Here is a 20042-nt window from a genome sequence, read left to right on the forward strand (position 1 = left end):
GCGGAAAAGTGGGGACCGGTTTTTCCGCTAAAAACGATGCGAAAAGAAAAAACTAGAGCGCGCGTCTTGCGTCCGATTCAACGCAGCGCGCTCCAGAGCGGTTTTGGAACGGATGGCGTCGGCGTGTCCGGTATAGCAAAGACTGTAGCGCGCGTTGAACCCGATTAAACACAGCAGCGCAAGAAGTGCCGCTGAGCGGGGCGCGGCTTACAGCGTCAGAACGACGCCCATGCTGAGCCAGACGCCATCGAAACTGTCGACCGGCGAATTGGTGTCGCGGCCATTATAGGAAAGGCGCGATGTGACGGACCATCGGCGGTTCAGGCGATAGCGCCCAAGCAGGCTGCCGCCATATTCCGTCGCATTGCCGGTGGTCACGCCGACGGGATTATAATGGACCGCGTTGGCACTGGCCGTAAACAGCAGAGCGGGCGTGGGCATATAGTCGACAGCCACCGTGCCGCGGGTGAACTGGTCACCGGCCACGAGCGGCGATGCGGTTTCCTGAATATCGCGCAGGCCATTTACCCGGACCGTCAGATATTCGGTCGGATTCCACAGCAGGTTGATATTATAGGACAGGCTGCTGACATCACGGAGTTGCGGAATCTGCTTGCGATAATTGCGCGTGAGATAGCCGATCGTCGCAACGCCGTACAAACGCTGGCTTATGTCAAAGCCAAGGCCGACTTCACCCTTCACGCGATAGGAATTGCGGTCGGGCGCCAGGCCCGATGGAAAGCCCGGTTCGCCCGGCCCAAGGTCATAATAGAAACGGTCATAATCGACTTGGCCGACAAGGTTGACCCCCTCGCGCAGGCGATAGCCGAGCCGGGCGTTTCCGCCCACTTGCGTATAGTCGCGAAAGTCCTGGTCTATGACAGTGCCGGTACGGCTCCTGGCGTCGGCGAAATCGACGCGCCTTGCATGGACGCCGAAACGATAGCTGAACCGGCCAGCGGAAAATGCATAAGCCAGTTCGCCGTCGAAACGCCCATGATGGACGGGCGAGCGCGACAGTGTGACATTGTTGCGCCCCGTGCGTTGATCCACTTCGCGTTGGGCGGATGCTTCCAGGGTGATGTTGGCACTGTCGACCGCGCCCCAGCGATTGCGCGTCAGGACGCCGAATTCCGAAAAATTCTCATCCTTCGTATCGAAATGAAAACGATTGGCGTTGAACAGTTGGACCACATGGCTCGATTGCTGGCTGTTGCGGGCGATCGTGACACGGGGGGCCACCGTCACATAGGCGTCGCCCCTGCGGTCTGCATCCGATGCCACGACATTGTCGGTCCCGGTCAGGTCGTAGGTCAGGGCCGGATAGATAAATACGGTGCCGATCCGGCCGCCAATAGGCTTGAACTCGTCAGGGACACGCGCCGCGACCCCGACATCGTCGGGAATTTCCTGCGCACGACCCGCTGCGGGGATGGATGTGACCGCGGCTGTCGCCACAATCCAGAAGTAATGTTTCAATTGAAACCCCCAAGCGGCCTGACGTATCATGGTCACCGGCTTCTATACACCAGAGTCGATGCCTGTAAATCACCGGTTAACCATCAAAATGCAGGGCGCGTGCATCATCGTCCTTTCCGTGTAAAATGCGCCTGGGTCCGGCAGGCACCGCGCGCTGTTTGACGATCGAAGAGGGAAGCGATGAACCATTTTGCAATTGCAGGTATCGTCCTGACCGCTGTCACCGGCCTTTACGTCGCATCGGCCAACGATCCCAACGTCCTGGGCGAGCGCGCGCTTGCCACGCAGCAGGATATCGCGGCATTGCGCATGGACGCGGACGTGCTGCCGGCATTGCCGCCTGCCGCGCTGGATGCGGCGGTGTTCGCAAAGGCAAAGCCGCTGCGCTTTGTCTGGGTATCAGCTGACGCGCCGGCAGAGGCGGGCGACGGTAGCCGCGACCGTCCCTTTGCCCGGATCGGCGATGCGGTGATGATCGCCCGGCCCGGCACGGCCATCATGGTGAAGGCGGGCACCTATCATGAAAATATCCTCTTTCCCAAAAAAGTGAGCGGCACGCCCGATGCGCCCATCTGGCTGGTGTCGGCCGATGGCCCGCAGGCGGCCCGCATCGTGGCGCCGCGCGAAGGCAAATGGGCGGCGATCGGCGGCGGCGGGACCGAAAATGTCCTGGTACAGGGCTTCCATGTCACCGGGGGCCATAATGGCATCCAGTTCAGCCAGAATGGATATGATTACCAGGATACCGTCAACAATATCGCGGTCTATGGCAATGTCATCGACAACCCTATGGAAGACGGCGTGAAGATCAATGGCGGCACCAATGTCGTGGTTGCCGACAACAGCATCACCAATTGCTATGATGAAGGCATCGACCTGCTGGGCATCACCAACGGCCGGATTTCCCACAATAGCGTGTCGAAGGTGGAATCGAGGACCGGGGCGATATCGGTCAAGGGGGGCAGCGATCAGATCCTGATCGATGCGAATAGGATCAGTGACATCCTGTCCGACGGCGTGCTGGTGGGCGGCTGGACCAGTCCCCGCATGGCACCGCGCCCCGGCCATGAAGGGTATGAGGTGCGCAATGTCCGCGTGACCGGCAATGTGGTTCAGGGCGTGGGCAAGCGCGCGGTCAACATCATGGCGGCCCAACGCGCCGAAATCAGCGGCAATTATCTGGATGTGTCCCAGGGCTATGGCGCGGTGATAGAACTTGGCCGCAATCATCCCCGCGCGGCGGTGGCCCTTTATTCGTCGGATATCGCCATTTCCGACAATCAGTTCAGCCGGGAGGCGGGCAAGCTGCGCTCCATGCAGGGAACGGGTGCGATCCGGTTCCTGAACAACCGGAGTGGGGGACGCCCCTCCATTTCTGCCGGTCCGCGTCCTCGGGCGCTGCCCTTTCCCGGCTGACGGCGAGCGCGAAGCGCGACCGTCATCACAGTTTCACGCCTGTCATTGGGCATGAGCGATTTGCTGTGCGTCGGGCGGGCGGTAAACTCTGTCAATTAGGCATTGTCGTCGGGCTTCCGGCACTCTGGCCAGCCTGGATCATATTTTTTTGGACCCGATCCGGAGACGATTGGTCCGGCATCGTCCTGCATCAATTCATCGCCTGTTTTGAACAGTATAGCTACGAACATAGCCGCATTTCCATGGCAGATACCGGCCACGCGGAGCCGGTTCGCCGTGTCTCGGAACGGAAACTTTATGCACAAAAATCGTTGGGTAGCTGTACGAGAAAAAAACCTATGCTAAGGATAAAAGAAAACCATATTACGGAGAGGTCGTATGTTGAATTCAATGCCGCACAGATATGCGTCTCGTTTTTTGATCACAGCGAGTGTTTCGGCCGCGCTTTGGATCGGGATTGGCACGATAATATTGACCGGCTTGCAGTAAAACTGCCGAATATCAAATATTTGGGTTTCTGCTCACGGATAAGTCGGTGACGCTTGCACTATTGCGCGATTCACCGGAGGGTTGGTCTATGACTATACCGATCCGGTGCTTGCGCATTACTGCAAGTGCGAACAGGCACCTTTCATGATTTTAACGCCAACCATATGGGGTGTCGTTGAAATAATATTGCAAGTCTGTCGACCAATTTGGTGTAAAAATACCTTCCGAGCGGCGGCGGCTATGTAAAGAAGCTGCCATAAGCCTTCGCGCCGGACTGGCTTTTGCGCCCCGCAAGCGCTTCATGGTGCCCGCTCCATCATCCCGCCAGGCCAATCATCGAAACCTGCCGCCCATAATCCGCCTCGCCCCGATGGCAGGACCGGCGATAGCTGAAAAAGCGATCCGGCTGGCTATAGGTGTCCTCCTCCAGCAGGTCGATCCGCCCAACCCCCGCCGCCGCCAGCCGCGACGCGACATAGGCCGCGATGTCGAACTGCACATGGCCCAGCCGTCCCGCGGCGAAGAAGCGCGCATTGTCCGGGTCATCCCGCTCGAACCGTTCGGCAAAATCCAGCGTCACCTCATAGGAGGCTCGCCCGATACAGGGACCGATCGCACAGGCTAACCGGTCGCGCCGTGCACCCAGAGCCTCCATCGCCATAATGGTCCGGTCTGTCACCCCGCCAATCGCGCCCTTCCATCCCGCATGCGCCGCGCCAACCACCCCCGCCGCATCGTCTGCAAACAGCACCGGCACGCAGTCGGCGGTCAATATGCCCAGCAGCAGCCCCGGCCGATCCGTCACCATCGCATCCGCCGCAGGGCGCTCCGCATCCGCTATCGCGCCGCTGACCGTGACGACATCGGGCGAATGGACCTGATGCACCGTCACCAGTTGCGCGCCGGGCATCACCGCGTCGCGCGCCAGTTCCCGGTTGCGCAACACCGCCGCGCGATCATCCTGCGATCCCAGACCGACATTCAGCCCGGCATGAATGCCCATCGACACGCCGCCGCGCCGCCCGGCAAAACCATGGGGCACATCGTGCAGGCCGGGCGCTGTCAGCAGGTCGATCATCATGGCTCCTTATCGTCTGACCCAGGATGGTCATGTCGCGGTGACGCAACATACTTGCGCGCGCGCGATTAGGCGATAGTCTCCGCTCCCATAGCAAAAGGGGGCGGGTGATCCGGCCGCCGGGGCAAGGCATCGCAAGATAAAGGGTTCCATTCATGATATTCGGGCGCGTAAAATCTCTCGACGCCATATTGGCGACGGCGGAGAAGAAATCGCTGCATCGCTCGCTGGGCGCATTCCAGCTCACCATGCTCGGCATCGGGGCCGTCATTGGTACGGGTATTTTCGTGCTGACCGCCGAAGCCGCGCAAAAGGCGGGGCCGGGCATGATGCTCGCCTTCGTCATCGCCGGGTTCGTCTGCGCGGTCGCCGCGCTCTGTTACGCTGAAATGGCGGCGATGGTGCCGGTATCCGGCTCCGCCTATACCTATAGCTATGCGGTGATGGGCGAATTGATCGCCTGGATGGTCGGCTGGGCGCTGATCCTGGAATATGCCGTTGCGGCGGGCGCGGTATCGGTCGGCTGGTCCGGCTATGTCGTCGGTCTTATCGAACATACATTCCATCTCGACATTCCCGATCTGCTGACGCGGGGACCGTTTGATGGCGGCATGGTCAACCTGCCCGCGATGCTGATCGCCGGTCTGGTCACCTGGCTGCTGGTGATCGGCACCAAGGAAAGCGCGTCGGTCAATGCCGTGCTGGTGCTGATCAAGGTTGCGGCACTGACCCTGTTCATCGTGCTGGCGCTGCCGGTCATGAATATGGAGAAGTTCACCCCCTTCGCCCCGCTTGGTTTTTCCGGCATTTCGGCCGCCGCCGCCTCGATCTTTTTCGCCTATGTCGGCTTTGATGCCGTCTCCACCGCGGCCGAGGAAACCAAAAACCCCCAGCGTAACATGCCGATCGGCCTGATCGGTTCGCTTGGCATCTGCACCATCTTCTACATGCTCGTGGCTGCTGGCGTCATCGGCACTGTCGGCGCGCAGCCGGTCACGGCAGGCGGCATCCCGATTGGCGAAGGCGGCATCGCCCTTGCCCCCGGTTCGACCGCCCTGTCGCAACAATGCGCCGCGCTGGCTGCCGCTGGCACCGAGGCTGTCACCTGCTCGAAGGAGGCGCTGGCCTGGACCCTGCGTGAAATCGGCTGGCCCCAGATCGGCAATCTGCTCGGCCTGGCCGCTGGTCTTGCCTTGCCTTCGGTCATTTTGATGATGATGTTCGGCCAGACCCGCATCTTCTTCGTCATGAGCCGCGATGGCCTGCTCCCCGCCATGTTCTCCAAAGTCCATCCGACCTACAAGACGCCCTATGTCATCACCATCCTGACCGGCATCTTCGTCGCGCTGTTCGCCGCCTTCTTCCCGGTCGGCATCCTTGCGGACATCTCCAACTCCGGCACCTTGTTCGCCTTTGCTGCCGTGTCGATCGCGGTGCTGGTGCTGCGTCGCACCGATCCGTCGCGCAAGCGGCCCTTCCGCACCCCCGCGATCATGGTCACCGCGCCGATCGCGATCCTGGGCTGCATGTATCTGTTCTGGAGCCTGGGCGTCGAAACCAAGCTGATGTTCGTGGGCTGGGCAGCGGTCGGCCTGATCGTCTATTTCGCCTATAGCCGCAGCCGCAGCCATGTCGGGCGCGGTGTGAGCGACGTGCCGGAACTGGATGCGGGCATCCCGCCCCAGCCGGTGCCGCCGCTGCCCGGCGTGCATACGCCGGGCGGGCAGGACGCCTGATCGACACAAATAACGGGGCGGGTAAAACCGCCCCGTTTTTTATGGCTTCGGCTTCATCAGTGCATGGCCTCGAACTCGACGTCGCGCAGCCCGCGATTATTGGGCCGGGTGAACAGCTTGCCGCGCTCCGCCCAGATCACGATCAGGAAGCTCAACGATCCAAAGACCAGCAGCCCCATGGTCAGCGGCAGGGTGGTACCGTTGAAGGCGGCACCGACGATGCTGCCAAGCGTCGCCGACAGGCCGGTGGTCAGGAATGCCTGAAAGGAGGATGCGACGCCTGCGCCTTTCGAGAATGGCTCCATCGAGATCGCGCTGAAATTGGACGCGGTGAAGGCGACGGTCAGCATCGTCATCGCCTGCAACAGCATGAAGGTCATGATCGTCTCCCGCCCGGACAGGATGACGGCCAGATGGATGATGGCGATCAGGATGAAGGCGATCAGCGCGCCTTGACTCAGCCGCCGGGCGCCAAAGCGCGACACCAGCCGACTGTTGACCAGACTGCCGATCCCCATGCACCCGGCCATCGCGGCAAAGGCGATCGGAAAGAACTGCTCGGCCTTGAAAATGTCGAAGAAGATCTGCTGGACCGACAGGATGAAGCCGATCAGCCCGCCCATCACCACGCCGCTGGCCAGCATATAACCGATCGAACTGCGCGTCCGCATGATCGTGCCAACCGTGTGCAACAGGGTGCTGACCGTGATCCGCATCCGGTTTTCGGGCCGCAATGTTTCGGGCATCCGCATGATCATCCATAGCAGGATCAGGCTCGCCAATATCGCCAGCGCCCAGAAGATCCAGCGCCATGGTGCGATCCACAGAATAGCCTGCCCGAAACTGGGGGCCATCACCGGGATCAGCATGAACACTGCAAAGATCAGCGACATCACCCGCGCCATCGCATCGCCGCGAAACCGGTCGCGCACGATGCCGACGGTGATGACGCGGCTCGCCCCGGCAAAAAAGCCGGCGCAGGTGCGGCCGATCAGCATCATCGGGAAGCTCTGCGCCGCGGCGCAGGCCATGGACGACAGGATGAACAGGACCATCGCCCAGCCCAGAACCTGCTTGCGACCATAACGGTCGGACAGGACGCCAAACAGCAAGGAGCCGACGCCCAGTCCGATAAAATAGACGCTGATGACCAGTTGCCGGTCATTGGGCTGCGCGATCGCCAGATCGCGGCCGATGGCGGGCAAAGCGGGCAGCATCGGGTCGATCGACAGCGCGTTCATCGCCATCAGGCAGGCGCACAGCAGCACGAATTCGCGGAACTGGATGTCCTTGCCCGCAGGCGCGCTAGCGGAAGGGAGAGTTTGGGCCATGCCAGCGGCTATGGGGATTATGACGCGCCGATGCCAGTCCTTATCTGCCACGCTTCATCGCGTCGCCCGACCCGCGTTAACCTTGCCTGCTCCCGGAACATCGCGAGTCCGGCCCGATATGTGCCCAAAGCCGTTAACCATTTTTTAGCAGCTGCCGGTCCAACCTGCCCCCTGTGGAAAAAGAACAAGGGTTGTCGTCCATTGGGTTAGCGTTGGAAAAGGGAACAGGGTCATGGGCAATAGTATCAAGAGTGCGCAATTTCTAAGTGATAGCCGGATGGCGCGGGCGGCTGGCGGATCGGCAGAGGCCTGTTTCGATCTGGGCGTCGCCTTCAGCTGCGGCACCGGCGATATGCCGATCGACCTGATCGAGGCGCATAAATGGTTCAATCTGGCGGCCCTTGGCGGCAGTGAAGAGGGCCAGGCGATGCGCGCTGAAATTGCCGAGGAAATGACCGCCCGCGAAATCGCCGAGGCCCAGCGTCAGGCCCGTGCGTGGATCGCCAGCACCCAGGTTCGCGCGGCCTAATCCCCTTTCCTGAACGGCGTCCGCCCGGCCAGCCATTGCCGGTCCTGTTGCACGCCCGCCCGCTCTGCGGTCAGGAAATCGGCTACCGCGCGGCGAAAGCCGGGATCGGGAATAAAATGGGCGGAAAATGTCGGTTCGGGGGCATAGCCGCGCGCCAGCTTGTGCCCGCCCTGCGCCCCCGCCTCCACGCGGCCAAGGCCACGCGCGATCGCGACGTCGATCGCCTGATAATAGCATAGCTCGAAATGGAGGTTCGGCACCTCCGCGTTACAGCCCCAATAGCGGCCATAGAGCGTATCCGCACCGATCAGGTTGAGCGCGCCCGCAATCGCCTGCCCCTCGCGCAGCGCCAGCATCAACAGCACACGGTCGGCCATCGTCTCGCCCAGCAGCGAGAAGAAGGACCGCGTCAGATAGGGCGTCCCCCATTTGCGCGCGCCGGTATCCTGATAAAAATCCCAGAATATGTCCCAATGGGCTTCGGTCAGGTCTTGGCCGGTCAGATGGACGATCTCCAGCCCCTCCACTGCCCGCGCACGTTCCTTGCGGATGGTCTTGCGCTTGGCGCTCGACAGGTCGGCCAGAAAATCATCGAAACAGCCATAGCAGCGATTGGACCAGTGAAACTGGCTGTCCTCACGGATCAGCCAGCCCGCCGCCTCGAAATGTGCGATCTGTTCCGGTGCCACAAAGGTCGCATGGGCCGACGACAGCCGGTTGCGTTCCACCAGCGTCTCGATCCCCGCGATCAGTGCCGGGGCCAGCCCCTTGTCGCGCAGCAGCAGCCGGGGACCGGGCACGGGGGAGAAAGGTGCGGCGATCTGGATCTTGGGATAATAGCGCCCGCCCGCCCGTTCCCAGGCATCGGCCCAGCCATGGTCGAACACATATTCGCCCTGGCTGTGGCTCTTGGCATAGAGCGGCGCGGCGGCGGCAATCTGTCCATCCGCCCCGTCGATCAGCAGCGGCAGGGGCTGCCAGCCGGTCCCTTCGCCCACGCTGCCCGACCGTTCCAGCGCGCTCAGAAAATCCCAGCTGACAAACGGATTACCGGACCCTGCGCAGGCATCCCACTGGTCGCGCGGCAGGTCGGCTACCCCCGCCGCGATGCGCACGACGACATCGCTCATCGGCGCGCTTTCACGGAATCGGGTCTGGCGGCATGGGTCACAGACCGGAAAATTGGGTCGCGCCCGCTGTTGCGCAAGGGCAAGCGTCAGTTAGCGGCGCGAACCAGCACGATCGCGTCGATTTCCACCACCGCGCCCAGCGGCAATACCGGCACGCCCACGGCGCTGCGGGCATGCTTGCCGGCATCGCCAAATATCTCGACCATCAGTTCGGACGCGCCATTGGCGACCTTGGGCTGGTCGGTAAAGGATGGTGCGCTGGCGATGAATGCGCCCAGCTTCACCACCCGCTCGACCCGGTCGAGGCTGCCGAGCGCCGCCTTCATCTGCGCGATCAGATTGAGGCCGCAGATGCGCGCCGCCGCGACGCCATAATCCAGCTCGCGATCTTCGCCCAGTCGTCCGGTCATCAGCCCGTCGGGGGCCAGCGAAATCTGCCCGGAAATATGCAGCAGGCCATTGGCCTCCACGCTCGACACATAGGCCGCGACCGGGGCTGCGGCCTGGGGAAGGGTGATGCCAAGTTCGGCAAGGCGGGCGTCGATGCTCATGATAAGGCTCCGTCTGTAGTCAGTGTTTCGGTCGGTGCCGGCCCCGCGGCCAGCTTTTCCATGATCCAGCGTTCTGCCGCCGCCCAATCGTCTATCCGCGCATGAGCGCCGGGGGCGGGGGCCACCGTTGGGGCAATTTCCGGCTCACCCACCATATGCAGCCGCCACACGCCGGGCGCATGGCGTGCGACCGATTCATGATGTTCGGCCAGATCGTCGATGAACAACGCCACACTAGGCGCACGCTCCGCCACGATGCGGGCCAGCGGGCGGCCCTTTGGCCCCGCATTCCAGTGTACCGGCAGGCCCATCCCATGGCTGGCCAGCTGCTCGACCCGCAATTGATGATGACGCTCGCCAATATTGGTCAGCACGACGATGTCGGCGACCTGCGCCAGCCGCCCCAGCGCCTCGACCGCGCCTGAAATCGGCGCTTGCCGGTGCATTTCGGTATCGAAAAATTCGACCAGCAACGCCCATACCCGCTCACGCTCGATCACAAGGCCGCTATCCTTGTGCCGCAACGCTTCGGCAAAACCGCGATCATGCATGTTGAAATGCACATCATGCGTCTCGTCCAGCCAGGCGCGAAACGGCACGACCATGTGCAACAGCACCTCGTCGCAATCGGTGATGATCAATGGGCGGGTCATCGGCTCAAACTCTCCTGCGCGGCGATCAATAGGTCGGGGCGCGTGTCGATCGCCTCGGCGCAGGCGACCAGGTCCGGCTCATGATCGGCCAGAAAAGCCAGCACCGCGCTCAATATCGCCGGGTTGTCGATCCCGGCGCGCAGCGTATCGCTGTCCAGCCCGGTCAGCGCCAGCAGCCGGTCGGCCCGCTGCCCGTCTGCCAATATCCAGCCCAGCGCCATCAGCGCCAGCGTCGCCGGGTCGGTGCCGCTATCTTGCTTGCCATTATAGGTGTCGGGTCGCATGATCGGCTTTCGGCGGGGGGCGGCCAGGGGATGGCGCGCTTCATGGGCTGCTTGGAAATTATGGGTGACTGGTGGCAAAGCGCGTGCTTGTTGTCGAGGACAACGAACTTAATCTGAAACTTTTTTGCGATTTGCTGCGGGCCCACGGCCATGAAGTGTTGCCGATGCGCGACGGTCGCGACGTGCTGGTGCAGGCGCGCGACTTCCTGCCGGACCTTGTGATCACCGACATCCATTTGCCCCATGTCAGCGGGCTGGACCTCATCATTTCCTTGAAAGCCGATGACCGCCTGTCCGCCGTGCCGATCATGGCGGTGACCGCCTATGCCGGGAAGGGCGACGAGGAGCGGATTCGCGCCGCCGGGGCGCAGGCCTATGTGTCCAAGCCCATTTCGGTTCTACGCTTTGTCGAACAGGTGAACAGCCTGCTGTAACGCCCCTGTCATGCCGTTTTCATCACCCTGACCCGGTCCCGCCGTCCGCTTGTCATCCGGTGCTGGCACTGCGCCTCGGCCACAGGGGCGCGGCGCTCGGCCGACAGCCCCGGAAACGCAGTAAGGGTAATGAACCATGTCCCATCTCACCGACGAAGCGCGCGCGCCCTTTCGTGATGCGCAACCGACCATCGCCATGGGTGACAATAGTCTGGAAGCGATCGTCGCTGCCAATCCGGCGCGCCGCACCATCCTGAAAAACGGCCTGATGGGCCTGTCGATCCTGCCGATGCTGGGCATGTTGTCCGCCTGTGGCGACGATGACGCGGGCGCCACGCCAGCCCCGACGCCCACGCCGACCCCCACCCCGACCGACAGCTATGCCATCAACTTTGCCGGTGTTGCCGCCAACCAGAATGACACGGTCACCGTGCCGACCGGCTACACCGTTGATATCTTGCTCAAAGCCGGTGATTCGGTCGAAACCGGCACACCCTATTCCGGCAGCTTTCCCACGCCTGCCGACGCCGAAAAATGGGCCGGTGGCAATCATGATGGCATGGAATATTTCGACCTGTCGGGCACCGACGCCAATAGCGGCGGTCTGCTGGCGCTGAACCATGAATATCCCGACTTCAACATATTGATGTCCGGCAGCTACAATGCCGCCACCGCCACGGCCGATCAAAAGGCGCTGGCCCTGTCGGCAGTCGGTATCTCCGTCGTCGAAATCGCCAAGGCCAGCGACGGCAAATGGGCGGTCAAGGCCGGGTCGCGCTTCAACAAGCGCTATACCGGCAACGACATCTATCGCGCGGGTGGTCCCGCCGCTGGCCTGCTGTCCAGCTCGATCAAGGGGATGCTCAACAATTGCGCGTCGGGCCGCACCCCCTGGGGCACCTATCTGACCTGCGAGGAAACCACCGACAATTATCTCGACCCGACCCAGCCTGCCGAAGATTATGGCTGGGTAGTCGAAATCGATCCCTATCAGGAACTGGCCGCCCCGACCAAGCGCACCGCGCTTGGCCGTTTCAGCCATGAAAACACCGCCTATATGGCCAATAGCGACAATCGCGTCGCCATCTATATGGGCGACGACACGACGCCGGGCTGCATTTATAAATTCATCCCCGACCGTGCTTTCTCCACCGCCAACCGCGCGGCCAATATCGACCTGCTCGACTATGGTACGCTCTATGTCGCGCGCTTCAATGGCGATGGCACCGGCGAATGGCGCGCGCTCGTGCGTGGCCAGAACGGCCTGACCACCGGCGCGTCCGATCCGGGCGATGTCAGCCAGTTCACCACCCCGCCTGCCCCCGCCACGGTGGACTTCAACAGCCAGGCCGACGTGCTGATCAACTGCCAGTCGGCCGCGCGCGTTGCCGGTGGCACGGTCATGGATCGGCCCGAATGGATCACGGTTGCGCCCGACAACAGCGCGATCTTCGTCACCCTGACCAACAATGGCAGCCGCCGCGTCACTGACCCGGCCAACCCGCGTGTCACCAACCGCCACGGCCATATCGTCAAGTTCAAGGAAGAGGGCAATTCGCCGCTCGCCACCACATTCAGCTGGGAAATCTTCCTGCTGGCGGGCAGCCCGACCCTGGCCGACGATAATCTCAAGGGCAATATCAACGGCGACGCCTTCTCCAGCCCCGATGGCCTGCGCATCGACCCCAAGGGTCGCCTTTGGGTCCAGACCGACGCCAGCACCAGCAGTTCGACCACGTCGGTGTTCGGCAACAACTCCATGTATTATGTCGATCAGGCAACGAAGAGGTCGACCCGTTTTCTGGTGGGGCCAACCGGCTGCGAAATCACCGGCCTTGCCTATACGCCGGACCTCAAGACCTTCTTCATCAACATCCAGCATCCCACGGGCAACTGGCCGGTCGCCGGGCAACCACCGCGCTCCTCGACCATCGTGGTCCGCCGCACGGACAGCCAACCGGTCGGTAACTGATCCAGCCTATATCTCCACCGTCATTCCGGCGTTCGCCGGAATGACGGTGCGTATCTGGATCGGGGCGTACCAAATGGCCCGAACTAACAGCAAAAGGCCCGTTCCAGCAATGGAACGGGCCTTTTTGCGTAGTTGAAAACCGATCAGGCGCGCGGGGCGCAAGCCCCGTAGCGGCTTACTTGATCTTGGCTTCCTTGAACTCGACATGCTTGCGCACGACCGGATCATATTTGCTGAAGCTCAGCTTTTCGGTCTTGGTGCGCGGGTTCTTCTTGGTGACGTAGAAGAAGCCGGTGTCAGCGGTGCTGACGAGGCGAATCTTGACAGTTGCTGGCTTGGCCATGGCCTTATCCCCGGACGTGAATATAAAAAGTAAGAGCGGCCCGCCAAATGTCAGGACCGCCCCGTTTCAGCGGTCGCCCATGGGGCAGATTCGCAGCGCTGTCAAGGTTGGCGCGCTTGGCTGGGCCGGTTTACCCGGTCTTAACCAGACAGGCGCATCATGCCAATGGGACGACAGGACAGGGAAGGGGCTTTCCCATGCGACATGATCCGATACAGGCGATATTGGCCGACCTGATGCGACGGGTCGACGGGCTGGCGGGCCAGCGCGGTCATTTGTCGGTCGCCCGGTTGCACGATGAAGTCGACCAGATTCGCCACATCGCCCGCGCCTTTCGCCTCGATGCGGTCGAAGGGCTGGCCGGGACGCTCGAATCGGCACTCTCGCTCCATGGCCTTGGTCCGGTGGTGCTGTCCTATCTCGACCTGATGCGCGACGCGATCGCCACGGACATGCCGGTCGCCGACATCGTGCCGATCATGGCGCACCGGACGCCCGCCGCACGTCCCACCCTGCGCGCCTGAACCAGCGCCGTCGATGGACGCCCTGCTGCTTGCCCTGCTCGGCTGCCTGCTCGGCGAAATCGGTGACAAGAGCCAGTTGCTCGTCCTCGCGCTCGCCGCCCGTTATCAGCGCAATGGAGCCGTGATCGCGGGCATCGTCGCCGCCGCCATCGCCAACGCCGCCATCTCCGCCACCGCAGGCGCGTGGATCGGCCCGATGCTGGGGGCGGACGCCCGGCTGCTCTTCCTTTCGCTTTCCGTGCTGTTTTTGGGAATCGGCCTGTTCTGGCCGGTGACATCGCCCGATCCGCTGGCGAACTGGCCGACCGGCGCTTTCGTCACCACGATGCTCGGCCTCTTCATCCTGGGTTTTGGCGACGGTCCGCAATTCCTGATTCTGGGCATCACGACGCACAGCGGCAATCCGGTGCTGGCGGCCGTCGGCGGCGCGATCGGCGTCATCGCCGCGTCCGTGCCCGTGGTCCTGCTGCGCGACCGGCTCTTCGCCGTCCTGCCCATCCGCGCGATCCGGCTGGGTGGCGGCATGCTGTTGCTGATCGCCGGGGGCATCATGGCCCTGTCGGCGCTGGCCCTGCTCTGATCGCTTTCTTTCATCAGGCTGATCGCGTTTTTCCGTGGCACCTTCCGGGCCGTTGATCATTATATGTCCGAAACCAATATCGCACCGCCCAGGAGGATATATGACCGCCGCCGATCTCAAGACCCCCACTGACCTCAAAAGCAACGCGACCAAGTCCGTGGCGCAGGCGCTCAACGGCGTGCTGGCGGACAGCTATGCGCTGTATCTCAAGACCAAGAATTTCCACTGGCATGTCTCCGGCCCGCATTTCCGCGACTATCATCTGATGTTCGATGAACAGGCGACCGAAATCCTTGCCACCACCGACCTGATTGCCGAGCGTGTGCGCAAGACCGGCAATGTCACCCTGCGCTCGATCGGCGATATTTCGCGCCATCAGAGCCTGACCGACAATGACGCCGAATTCGTCAGCCCCGCCGACATGCTGATGGAATTGCGCAACGACAATCTGGCGCTGGTCGAATCCTTCCGCGCGGTGAAGGCCGCCGCGACCGAAGCTGGCGACAACGCGACCGAAGGCATTGTCGACGACTGGACCGACCAGGCCGAACAGCGCGCCTGGTTCCTGTTCGAGGCGGGCCGGGGCGCGTAAGCAAAAATCGCGCGGAGACGCGGAGGCTCGGAGGAAAAGCCTCCGCGTCTCCGCGTAACCTTATTCTTCGTCGATCAACGCGATCGCCAAAATCTCCACCGCATCCGCCTTCCCGGCAAAATCGATCATTTCGCCCACCGCCGCATCCATTATCGCGCGCGCCAGCGGGGCGGAAAAACTGATCCGCCCGTCCGCCGGATCAGCCTCATCATCGCCGACGATCGCCACCATCTTGTCCCGCCCGTTGAGCCGATAGGTCACCCGGCACCCGAAAGCGACCACATCCCCCGCCGCCACCGGCCGCAATTCCGCCGTCGCCAGCCGCGTGCGCCAGTAGCGCAGCACGCGCTTATGCTTCTTGGCATCCTCTTCGGCCATGGCGTCGCAATCGACGGCTTCCAGCGCCGCGACCTTCTCCCGCGTCAGCCGCAGTCCCCGCACCGTCACCCAGTTCGGCCCCGCCGGGATCGGCAGCTCGAACTTGGGTTCCATATGCTCATCATCGCCCTCGCGACGAAAGGCGACACTCATGGCTCAATCTTCATCAAACAATCCGGCCAGCTGCTCCACCATCGTCCCGCCCAGCTGTTCTGCGTCCATGATCGTCACTGCGCGCTTATAGTATCGCGTCACGTCATGGCCGATGCCGATCGCGACCAGTTGCACCGGTGAGCGGTTCTCGATCCAATCGATCACCTGCCGCAAATGCCGTTCCAGATAGGTGCCGCTGTTGACCGACAGGGTCGAATCATCCACCGGCGCGCCGTCCGAAATCACCATCAGGATGCGCCGCTCCTCATGGCGCGCGATCAACCGGCTGTGCGCCCAAAGCAGCGCCTCGCCGTCGATATTTTCCTTCAGCAGCCCTTCGCGCATCATCAGGCCCAGATTTTTGCGCGCTCGCCGCCACGGCTCGTCGGCCTTCTTGTACACGATATGACGCAGGTCGTTGAGCCGCCCCGGCATCGGCGGTCGCCCGGCGGCCAGCCACTCCTCGCGCGCCTGTCCGCCCTTCCACGCCCGCGTGGTAAAGCCCAATATCTCCGTCTTGACCCCGCACCGCTCCAGCGTGCGCGCCATGATGTCGGCGCTGATCGCCGCGATGCTGATCGGCCGCCCGCGCATCGACCCTGAATTGTCGATCAGCAGCGTCACTACCGTGTCGCGAAATTCGGTATCGCGTTCGATCTTGTAGGTCAGCGACCGTGTGGGATCGATGATGACCCGCGCCAGCCGCGCGGCATCCAGCATCCCCTCATCCTGATCGAAATCCCAGGATCGCGATTGTTGCGCCATCAACCGCCGTTGCAGCCGGTTGGCCAGCTTGGTCACCGCCCCCTGCAGGCTGACGAGCTGCTGGTCGAGGAAGCCGCGCAACCGCACCAGTTCCTCCTCGTCGCACAGCTCGTCGGCGGTGACGATCTCGTCATGCTTGGTCGTATAGGCCTTGTAATCGAAGCCCGGCGGCAGGTCGGATATCGGCCGGTTGGGGCGGACCGGCATCATGCCTTCCTCGCCCATATCGTCCGCGCCCGCATCGCTGTCGGCGTCGAATTCGTCGCTATATTCGGTTTCGCCCTCTTCGGTGTCGCCGCCCTGATCTTCGGCGCGGGCCTCGGCATTTACATTGCTGTCGCCGGATTCCTCCTGCCCCGAATCGCCGTCCTCCGACTGTTCCTCATCCTCGTCGCCCTCATCCTGCGATTCCGGCTCGTCGGTATCGGGCGGCACATCGGCATCGATCAGCTGGAGATGTTCCAGCATCGCGGTGGTCAGCTTCTGGAACGCCCGCTGGTCATCGATCGCCAGCGCCAGCGCATCCAGATCATGCCCGGCCTTGTCCTCGATCCATTGTTCGACCATCGCGACGCCCGCCGCCACGTCTTTGGGGATCGGCTGCCCGGTCAGCCGCTCGCGCACCTTGAGCGCCAGCGCGGTGGACAGCGGCACCTCGTCGGCCGATCGCGCCCGGCGGATCGCATCGGACTTCAGCCGCAGGTCGAGCGCATGGTTGAGGTTTGCGCGCACCCCCTCCATTTGCCGCGATCCGATCGCCTCGACCCGCGCCTGCTCGACCGCGTCGAACACGGCGCGCGCCACCGCCTCGCCCGGCGCGGACGCCGCGTGGATCTTCGCGCTATGATGCCGCAATTTCAGCGCATTGGCATCGGCAAAGCCCCGCGCCAGCGCCACCTGATCAGCCGGTAAAGTCCGCGCGGGCGTCGGCACCTTGATCGCCTTGCCCGCCAGATGCGGCGCATCGGCGGTAAAGCCCACCTCCACCTCCGCATCGCGCGCCATAGACCGCGCCGCGCCCGACAGCACGTCCTTGAAGGCATCGAGGGGGGAACGTTCGGTCATGGCAGATCCTTGAGCGCTGCAACACAGGCTGCGCGGAGGGTGGGCAAGTCACGCCGGATCGTCGTGAAAATATAGGTCAGGTCGATATCGTCATAGGCATGGCGCAACATATTACCCAGTCCACGGACGGATCGCGCCGGAATGGCCGGTGCAATCTCTTGCATCCGGTCCTCGCCAATCTTGACGGTCGCTTCGATGATCCGTTCCAGGCACCGTTCACTCGCGTCGATCGTTTTACGATCCACCGCGAACGCCTCGAACGTCATCCCGGCCAGATACAGGTCGATCGCGTCGATATTCTCGCTAATGTCGGCCAGCCGTTGCGACTCTCGCCTAGAAGACACGAATGCGGTCCCGGTCGATTTCGGCCTGAAACCGCGCCTTGCGTGTCGGTTCGCTGACGAAATCGACGCCTACGCCCAGCAGTTCGCGCACCCGTTCACCAATGCCGGCCAGTTCAAACAGACCGATGCGCCCGTCATTCACCAGTTGCGCGGCCACATCCACGTCCGAATCCGCCCGCTGTTCGCCCCGCGCGGTCGATCCGAACAGCGACAGGCTCACCACGCCCATCGCGCGCAATTCGGCTTCATGGGCTTTGAGCCGGGCTATGGCGGTGCTGCTGTCCATGGTCGCAATATACCGGATCGGGCAGGCCGGAGCCAGCCTTACCCCGCCTTCCCCACCACGCTCTCCGGCAGATCCTTGCCGAACACGCGCTGATAATATTCGGCCACCAGCGCCCGTTCCGCCTCATCGCATTTGTTGAGGAAGGACAGCCGGAACGCGAAGCCGACATTTTTGAATATCAGCGCGTTCTGCGCCCAGCTGATCACCGTGCGCGGCGACATGACGGTGGAAATATCGCCGTTGATGAAGCCCTGCCGCGTCAGTTCGGCGACCTTGATCATATTCTCGACTTCCTTGCGGCCGCCCTCATGATCATATTCGCCGGACTTGGCCAGCACCACCTGCGCCTCGGTCGCGGCGGGCAGATAATTGAGCGCCACCACCAGATTCCACCGGTCCATCTGGCCCTGGTTGATCTGCTGCGTGCCGTGATAGAGGCCGGTCGTATCGCCCAGACCCACCGTATTGGCGGTCGCGAACAGGCGGAACCAGGGGTTGGGCCTGATCACGCGATTCTGGTCGAGCAACGTCATCTTGCCGTCCGTTTCCAGCACGCGCTGGATCACGAACATCACGTCGGGACGACCGGCATCATATTCGTCGAACACCAGGGCGACCGGCCGCTGCAACGACCAGGGGAGCAGGCCTTCCTTGAACTCGGTGACCTGCTGCCCGTCTTTCAGGACGATGGCGTCGCGCCCGACCAGGTCGATGCGGCTGATATGCGCGTCCAGATTGATGCGGATGCACGGCCATTTCAGGCGCGCGGCGACCTGTTCGATATGGCTCGATTTGCCCGTGCCATGATAGCCCTGCACCATGACGCGGCGGTTGAAGGCGAAGCCCGCCAATATGGCCAGCGTGGTGTCCGGGTCGAACACATAAGCGGGGTCCAGGTCCGGCACGCGCTCGTCCGCTTCGCTGAAGGCGGGGATCTGCATGTCGACGTCGATGCCGAACACATCGCGCGCGTCCACGAACCGGTCGGGCGCATCCATCAGCGTTTCGGCGCGCGTGTCGGGCTGAACGTTGGAAATATCAGTCATCGGGTCATCATCTTCCTGCGAGTCATGCCAGCCCTAACCGATCCATGAAGGCCGTGTCGATAGAGTGGGGGCAAGGATGCGCCGGATCAAGCGGCCCATTCGGCCAGATTGGCCTCCTGCCCGATCAGCGCCAGCCCGTGCGCGATGGAGGTGAGTTCGCCCCCGGTCGCAATCCGGTCGGCCCCGAAACGCGCATCGAATATCCCCCTTATCGCCGGGATCAGCGACGATCCGCCGGTCAGGAACACCCGGTCGATGGCGTCCGCGCTTACGCCTGCGGTCGCCAGCGCCTTGTCCACCGTTGCCTCGATCCGGGCGATATCGGGCGCGATCCAGCGCTCGAAATCGGCGCGGCTGACCTGCGTTTCAATCTCCAGCCCGCCACCGGTAAAGCGGAACGCCGCGCTTTCCTGCGCCGACAGCGCCCGCTTCAGGCTGCCCACCGCATCATAGAGCGGATAGCCTAGCTCCTTTTCGATCACCGTCATCATCCGCCCGATCGCGGCGGGTTCATCGGCGGATTTCTGCAGTCGCGCCAGCTCGTCCATCGTCCGCCGGTTGCGCATCAGCGCCAGGCGCGACCAGTCGGCAAAATCGGCGAAATAGCTGCGCGGTATCTCCAGCGTCTTGCCGAACGACTGGTAACTGCCGCCCTTGCCCAGCATCGGCAGCACCAGATGGTCCATGATCCGATAGTCGAACCGGTCACCCGCAATGCCGATGCCCGCCGATCCCAAAGGCGTCGCCCGCCGCGCCGCACCCGGTGCCTCTACCCGCACGATGGAAAAATCGCTGGTGCCGCCGCCAAAGTCCGCAACCAGGATCGTCGCGGCCTGCGTCAGGCGGCTGGCATAGCTGAACGCGGCGCCCAGATCCTATGAGGA

The 20042-nt window shown here is 62.8% G+C and carries 22 protein-coding genes and 1 pseudogene; 9 read left to right on the top strand and 14 right to left on the bottom strand.

Annotated elements, in window-relative coordinates; all coding sequences use genetic code 11:
* Window positions 1–207: 207 nt before the first annotated feature.
* A complete protein-coding gene (locus EBBID32_RS13700; RefSeq protein WP_231382200.1) occupies window positions 208–1479 on the bottom strand; it encodes an outer membrane beta-barrel protein in 1272 nt (423 codons plus the stop codon).
* Window positions 1480–1659: 180 nt separating this feature from the next.
* On the opposite strand from EBBID32_RS13700, the gene EBBID32_RS13705 reads away from it, so the two are divergent.
* Window positions 1660–2895 carry a right-handed parallel beta-helix repeat-containing protein gene (locus EBBID32_RS13705; RefSeq protein ID WP_006958992.1) on the top strand — a complete coding sequence of 412 codons (1236 nt, stop codon included), beginning with the start codon at window positions 1660–1662 and terminating at the stop codon, window positions 2893–2895.
* A 65-nt stretch (window positions 2896–2960) separates the two neighbouring features.
* The gene (locus tag EBBID32_RS24955; RefSeq protein WP_231382201.1) at window positions 2961–3434 is read left to right on the top strand and encodes a hypothetical protein; all 474 of its coding nucleotides are present in this window, start codon (window positions 2961–2963) and stop codon (window positions 3432–3434) included.
* Window positions 3435–3700: 266 nt separating this feature from the next.
* On the opposite strand, the gene pgeF is transcribed toward EBBID32_RS24955, so the two are convergent.
* The gene (gene pgeF / locus EBBID32_RS13710) at window positions 3701–4462 is read right to left on the bottom strand and encodes a peptidoglycan editing factor PgeF (RefSeq protein WP_006958996.1); all 762 of its coding nucleotides are present in this window, start codon (window positions 4460–4462) and stop codon (window positions 3701–3703) included.
* A gap of 155 nt (window positions 4463–4617) precedes the next feature.
* Between pgeF and EBBID32_RS13715 the strand changes: the two genes are divergently transcribed.
* On the top strand, window positions 4618–6198 hold the full coding sequence (locus EBBID32_RS13715) for an amino acid permease (RefSeq protein ID WP_006958998.1): 1581 nt from the start codon (window positions 4618–4620) through the stop codon (window positions 6196–6198).
* A 56-nt stretch (window positions 6199–6254) separates the two neighbouring features.
* Here the strand turns inward: EBBID32_RS13715 and EBBID32_RS13720 are convergent, their stop codons facing one another.
* Window positions 6255–7529, bottom strand: a complete 1275-nt coding sequence (locus tag EBBID32_RS13720) for a multidrug effflux MFS transporter (RefSeq protein WP_037490794.1) — start codon at window positions 7527–7529, stop codon at window positions 6255–6257.
* A gap of 232 nt (window positions 7530–7761) precedes the next feature.
* Between EBBID32_RS13720 and EBBID32_RS13725 the strand changes: the two genes are divergently transcribed.
* A complete protein-coding gene (locus EBBID32_RS13725; RefSeq protein ID WP_037490797.1) occupies window positions 7762–8058 on the top strand; it encodes a hypothetical protein in 297 nt (98 codons plus the stop codon).
* Here the strand turns inward: EBBID32_RS13725 and EBBID32_RS13730 are convergent.
* From EBBID32_RS13730 to EBBID32_RS13745, 4 genes are all read right to left on the bottom strand, one after another.
* The gene (locus tag EBBID32_RS13730; RefSeq protein ID WP_006959005.1) at window positions 8055–9188 is read right to left on the bottom strand and encodes a GNAT family N-acetyltransferase; all 1134 of its coding nucleotides are present in this window, start codon (window positions 9186–9188) and stop codon (window positions 8055–8057) included. The genes EBBID32_RS13725 and EBBID32_RS13730 overlap by 4 nt on opposite strands.
* An 86-nt stretch (window positions 9189–9274) precedes the next feature.
* Window positions 9275–9739, bottom strand: a complete 465-nt coding sequence (locus EBBID32_RS13735; RefSeq protein WP_006959007.1) for a RidA family protein — start codon at window positions 9737–9739, stop codon at window positions 9275–9277.
* Window positions 9736–10392, bottom strand: a complete 657-nt coding sequence (locus EBBID32_RS13740) for a hypothetical protein (protein WP_006959009.1) — start codon at window positions 10390–10392, stop codon at window positions 9736–9738. The genes EBBID32_RS13735 and EBBID32_RS13740 overlap by 4 nt, the downstream gene beginning before the upstream one ends.
* Window positions 10389–10676 (bottom strand): DUF3572 domain-containing protein, encoded by a 288-nt coding sequence (locus EBBID32_RS13745; RefSeq protein ID WP_037490800.1) that lies wholly within the window; start codon window positions 10674–10676, stop codon window positions 10389–10391. Before EBBID32_RS13745 ends, EBBID32_RS13740 begins: the two co-directional genes overlap by 4 nt.
* A gap of 71 nt (window positions 10677–10747) precedes the next feature.
* Here EBBID32_RS13745 and EBBID32_RS13750 point away from each other — a divergent pair, with 71 nt between their 5' ends.
* Together EBBID32_RS13750 and EBBID32_RS13755 are read left to right on the top strand one after the other, a co-directional pair.
* On the top strand, window positions 10748–11110 hold the full coding sequence (locus EBBID32_RS13750) for a response regulator (protein WP_196805667.1): 363 nt from the start codon (window positions 10748–10750) through the stop codon (window positions 11108–11110).
* 136 nt (window positions 11111–11246) lie between these two features.
* Window positions 11247–13082 carry a PhoX family protein gene (locus EBBID32_RS13755; protein WP_006959014.1) on the top strand — a complete coding sequence of 612 codons (1836 nt, stop codon included), beginning with the start codon at window positions 11247–11249 and terminating at the stop codon, window positions 13080–13082.
* Between the two features lie 175 nt (window positions 13083–13257).
* Here EBBID32_RS13755 and rpmG read toward each other — a convergent pair whose 3' ends face one another.
* Entirely contained in the window at window positions 13258–13425 is a 168-nt protein-coding gene (gene rpmG / locus EBBID32_RS13760) for a 50S ribosomal protein L33 (RefSeq protein ID WP_006959016.1), read from the bottom strand.
* Window positions 13426–13622: 197 nt separating this feature from the next.
* On the opposite strand from rpmG, the gene EBBID32_RS13765 reads away from it, so the two are divergent.
* The 3 genes from EBBID32_RS13765 (at window position 13623) to EBBID32_RS13775 (ending at window position 15121) form a co-directional block, all read left to right on the top strand.
* Window positions 13623–13949, top strand: a complete 327-nt coding sequence (locus EBBID32_RS13765) for a hypothetical protein (protein ID WP_006959018.1) — start codon at window positions 13623–13625, stop codon at window positions 13947–13949.
* Window positions 13950–13962: 13 nt separating this feature from the next.
* Window positions 13963–14529 carry a TMEM165/GDT1 family protein gene (locus EBBID32_RS13770; protein WP_006959020.1) on the top strand — a complete coding sequence of 189 codons (567 nt, stop codon included), beginning with the start codon at window positions 13963–13965 and terminating at the stop codon, window positions 14527–14529.
* A gap of 100 nt (window positions 14530–14629) precedes the next feature.
* Window positions 14630–15121 (top strand): Dps family protein, encoded by a 492-nt coding sequence (locus tag EBBID32_RS13775; RefSeq protein ID WP_006959022.1) that lies wholly within the window; start codon window positions 14630–14632, stop codon window positions 15119–15121.
* 60 nt (window positions 15122–15181) lie between these two features.
* On the opposite strand, the gene EBBID32_RS13780 is transcribed toward EBBID32_RS13775, so the two are convergent.
* The 6 genes and pseudogenes from EBBID32_RS13780 to EBBID32_RS13805 all read right to left on the bottom strand — a co-directional run.
* On the bottom strand, window positions 15182–15652 hold the full coding sequence (locus EBBID32_RS13780) for a GreA/GreB family elongation factor (RefSeq protein ID WP_006959024.1): 471 nt from the start codon (window positions 15650–15652) through the stop codon (window positions 15182–15184).
* 3 nt (window positions 15653–15655) lie between these two features.
* A complete protein-coding gene (cobT, locus tag EBBID32_RS13785; RefSeq protein ID WP_006959025.1) occupies window positions 15656–17482 on the bottom strand; it encodes a cobaltochelatase subunit CobT in 1827 nt (608 codons plus the stop codon).
* A complete protein-coding gene (locus EBBID32_RS13790) occupies window positions 17479–17826 on the bottom strand; it encodes a HepT-like ribonuclease domain-containing protein (RefSeq protein WP_006959026.1) in 348 nt (115 codons plus the stop codon). The genes cobT and EBBID32_RS13790 overlap by 4 nt, the downstream gene beginning before the upstream one ends.
* Window positions 17816–18112, bottom strand: coding sequence for a nucleotidyltransferase family protein (locus tag EBBID32_RS13795; protein WP_006959027.1), 297 nt, complete (start codon window positions 18110–18112; stop codon window positions 17816–17818). The genes EBBID32_RS13790 and EBBID32_RS13795 overlap by 11 nt, the downstream gene beginning before the upstream one ends.
* A 38-nt stretch (window positions 18113–18150) precedes the next feature.
* Entirely contained in the window at window positions 18151–19158 is a 1008-nt protein-coding gene (gene cobS, locus EBBID32_RS13800; protein WP_006959029.1) for a cobaltochelatase subunit CobS, read from the bottom strand.
* Between the two features lie 86 nt (window positions 19159–19244).
* Window positions 19245–20030, bottom strand: a pseudogene (locus tag EBBID32_RS13805) (Hsp70 family protein); the annotation flags it as partial.
* Window positions 20031–20042: the final 12 nt, after the last annotated feature.

Origin of the sequence: Sphingobium indicum BiD32 (assembly GCF_000382885.1) — a bacterium.
Classification (GTDB): Bacteria; Pseudomonadota; Alphaproteobacteria; order Sphingomonadales; family Sphingomonadaceae; genus Sphingobium; species Sphingobium japonicum_C.

Bases quoted from the DNA above. Each gene is read 5' to 3' on its own strand.
- EBBID32_RS13705 (WP_006958992.1), top strand. From the start codon at position 1,660: ATGAACCATTTTGCAATTGCAGGTATCGTCCTGACCGCTGTCACCGGC.
- pgeF (WP_006958996.1), bottom strand. From the start codon at position 4,462: ATGATCGACCTGCTGACAGCGCCCGGCCTGCACGATGTGCCCCATGGT.
- EBBID32_RS13715 (WP_006958998.1), top strand. From the start codon at position 4,618: ATGATATTCGGGCGCGTAAAATCTCTCGACGCCATATTGGCGACGGCG.
- EBBID32_RS13720 (WP_037490794.1), bottom strand. From the start codon at position 7,529: ATGGCCCAAACTCTCCCTTCCGCTAGCGCGCCTGCGGGCAAGGACATC.
- EBBID32_RS13725 (WP_037490797.1), top strand. From the start codon at position 7,762: ATGGGCAATAGTATCAAGAGTGCGCAATTTCTAAGTGATAGCCGGATG.
- EBBID32_RS13730 (WP_006959005.1), bottom strand. From the start codon at position 9,188: ATGAGCGATGTCGTCGTGCGCATCGCGGCGGGGGTAGCCGACCTGCCG.
- EBBID32_RS13735 (WP_006959007.1), bottom strand. From the start codon at position 9,739: ATGAGCATCGACGCCCGCCTTGCCGAACTTGGCATCACCCTTCCCCAG.
- EBBID32_RS13740 (WP_006959009.1), bottom strand. From the start codon at position 10,392: ATGACCCGCCCATTGATCATCACCGATTGCGACGAGGTGCTGTTGCAC.
- EBBID32_RS13745 (WP_037490800.1), bottom strand. From the start codon at position 10,676: ATGCGACCCGACACCTATAATGGCAAGCAAGATAGCGGCACCGACCCG.
- EBBID32_RS13755 (WP_006959014.1), top strand. From the start codon at position 11,247: ATGTCCCATCTCACCGACGAAGCGCGCGCGCCCTTTCGTGATGCGCAA.
- rpmG (WP_006959016.1), bottom strand. From the start codon at position 13,425: ATGGCCAAGCCAGCAACTGTCAAGATTCGCCTCGTCAGCACCGCTGAC.
- EBBID32_RS13765 (WP_006959018.1), top strand. From the start codon at position 13,623: ATGCGACATGATCCGATACAGGCGATATTGGCCGACCTGATGCGACGG.
- EBBID32_RS13770 (WP_006959020.1), top strand. From the start codon at position 13,963: ATGGACGCCCTGCTGCTTGCCCTGCTCGGCTGCCTGCTCGGCGAAATC.
- EBBID32_RS13775 (WP_006959022.1), top strand. From the start codon at position 14,630: ATGACCGCCGCCGATCTCAAGACCCCCACTGACCTCAAAAGCAACGCG.
- EBBID32_RS13780 (WP_006959024.1), bottom strand. From the start codon at position 15,652: ATGAGTGTCGCCTTTCGTCGCGAGGGCGATGATGAGCATATGGAACCC.
- cobT (WP_006959025.1), bottom strand. From the start codon at position 17,482: ATGACCGAACGTTCCCCCCTCGATGCCTTCAAGGACGTGCTGTCGGGC.
- EBBID32_RS13795 (WP_006959027.1), bottom strand. From the start codon at position 18,112: ATGGACAGCAGCACCGCCATAGCCCGGCTCAAAGCCCATGAAGCCGAA.
- cobS (WP_006959029.1), bottom strand. From the start codon at position 19,158: ATGACTGATATTTCCAACGTTCAGCCCGACACGCGCGCCGAAACGCTG.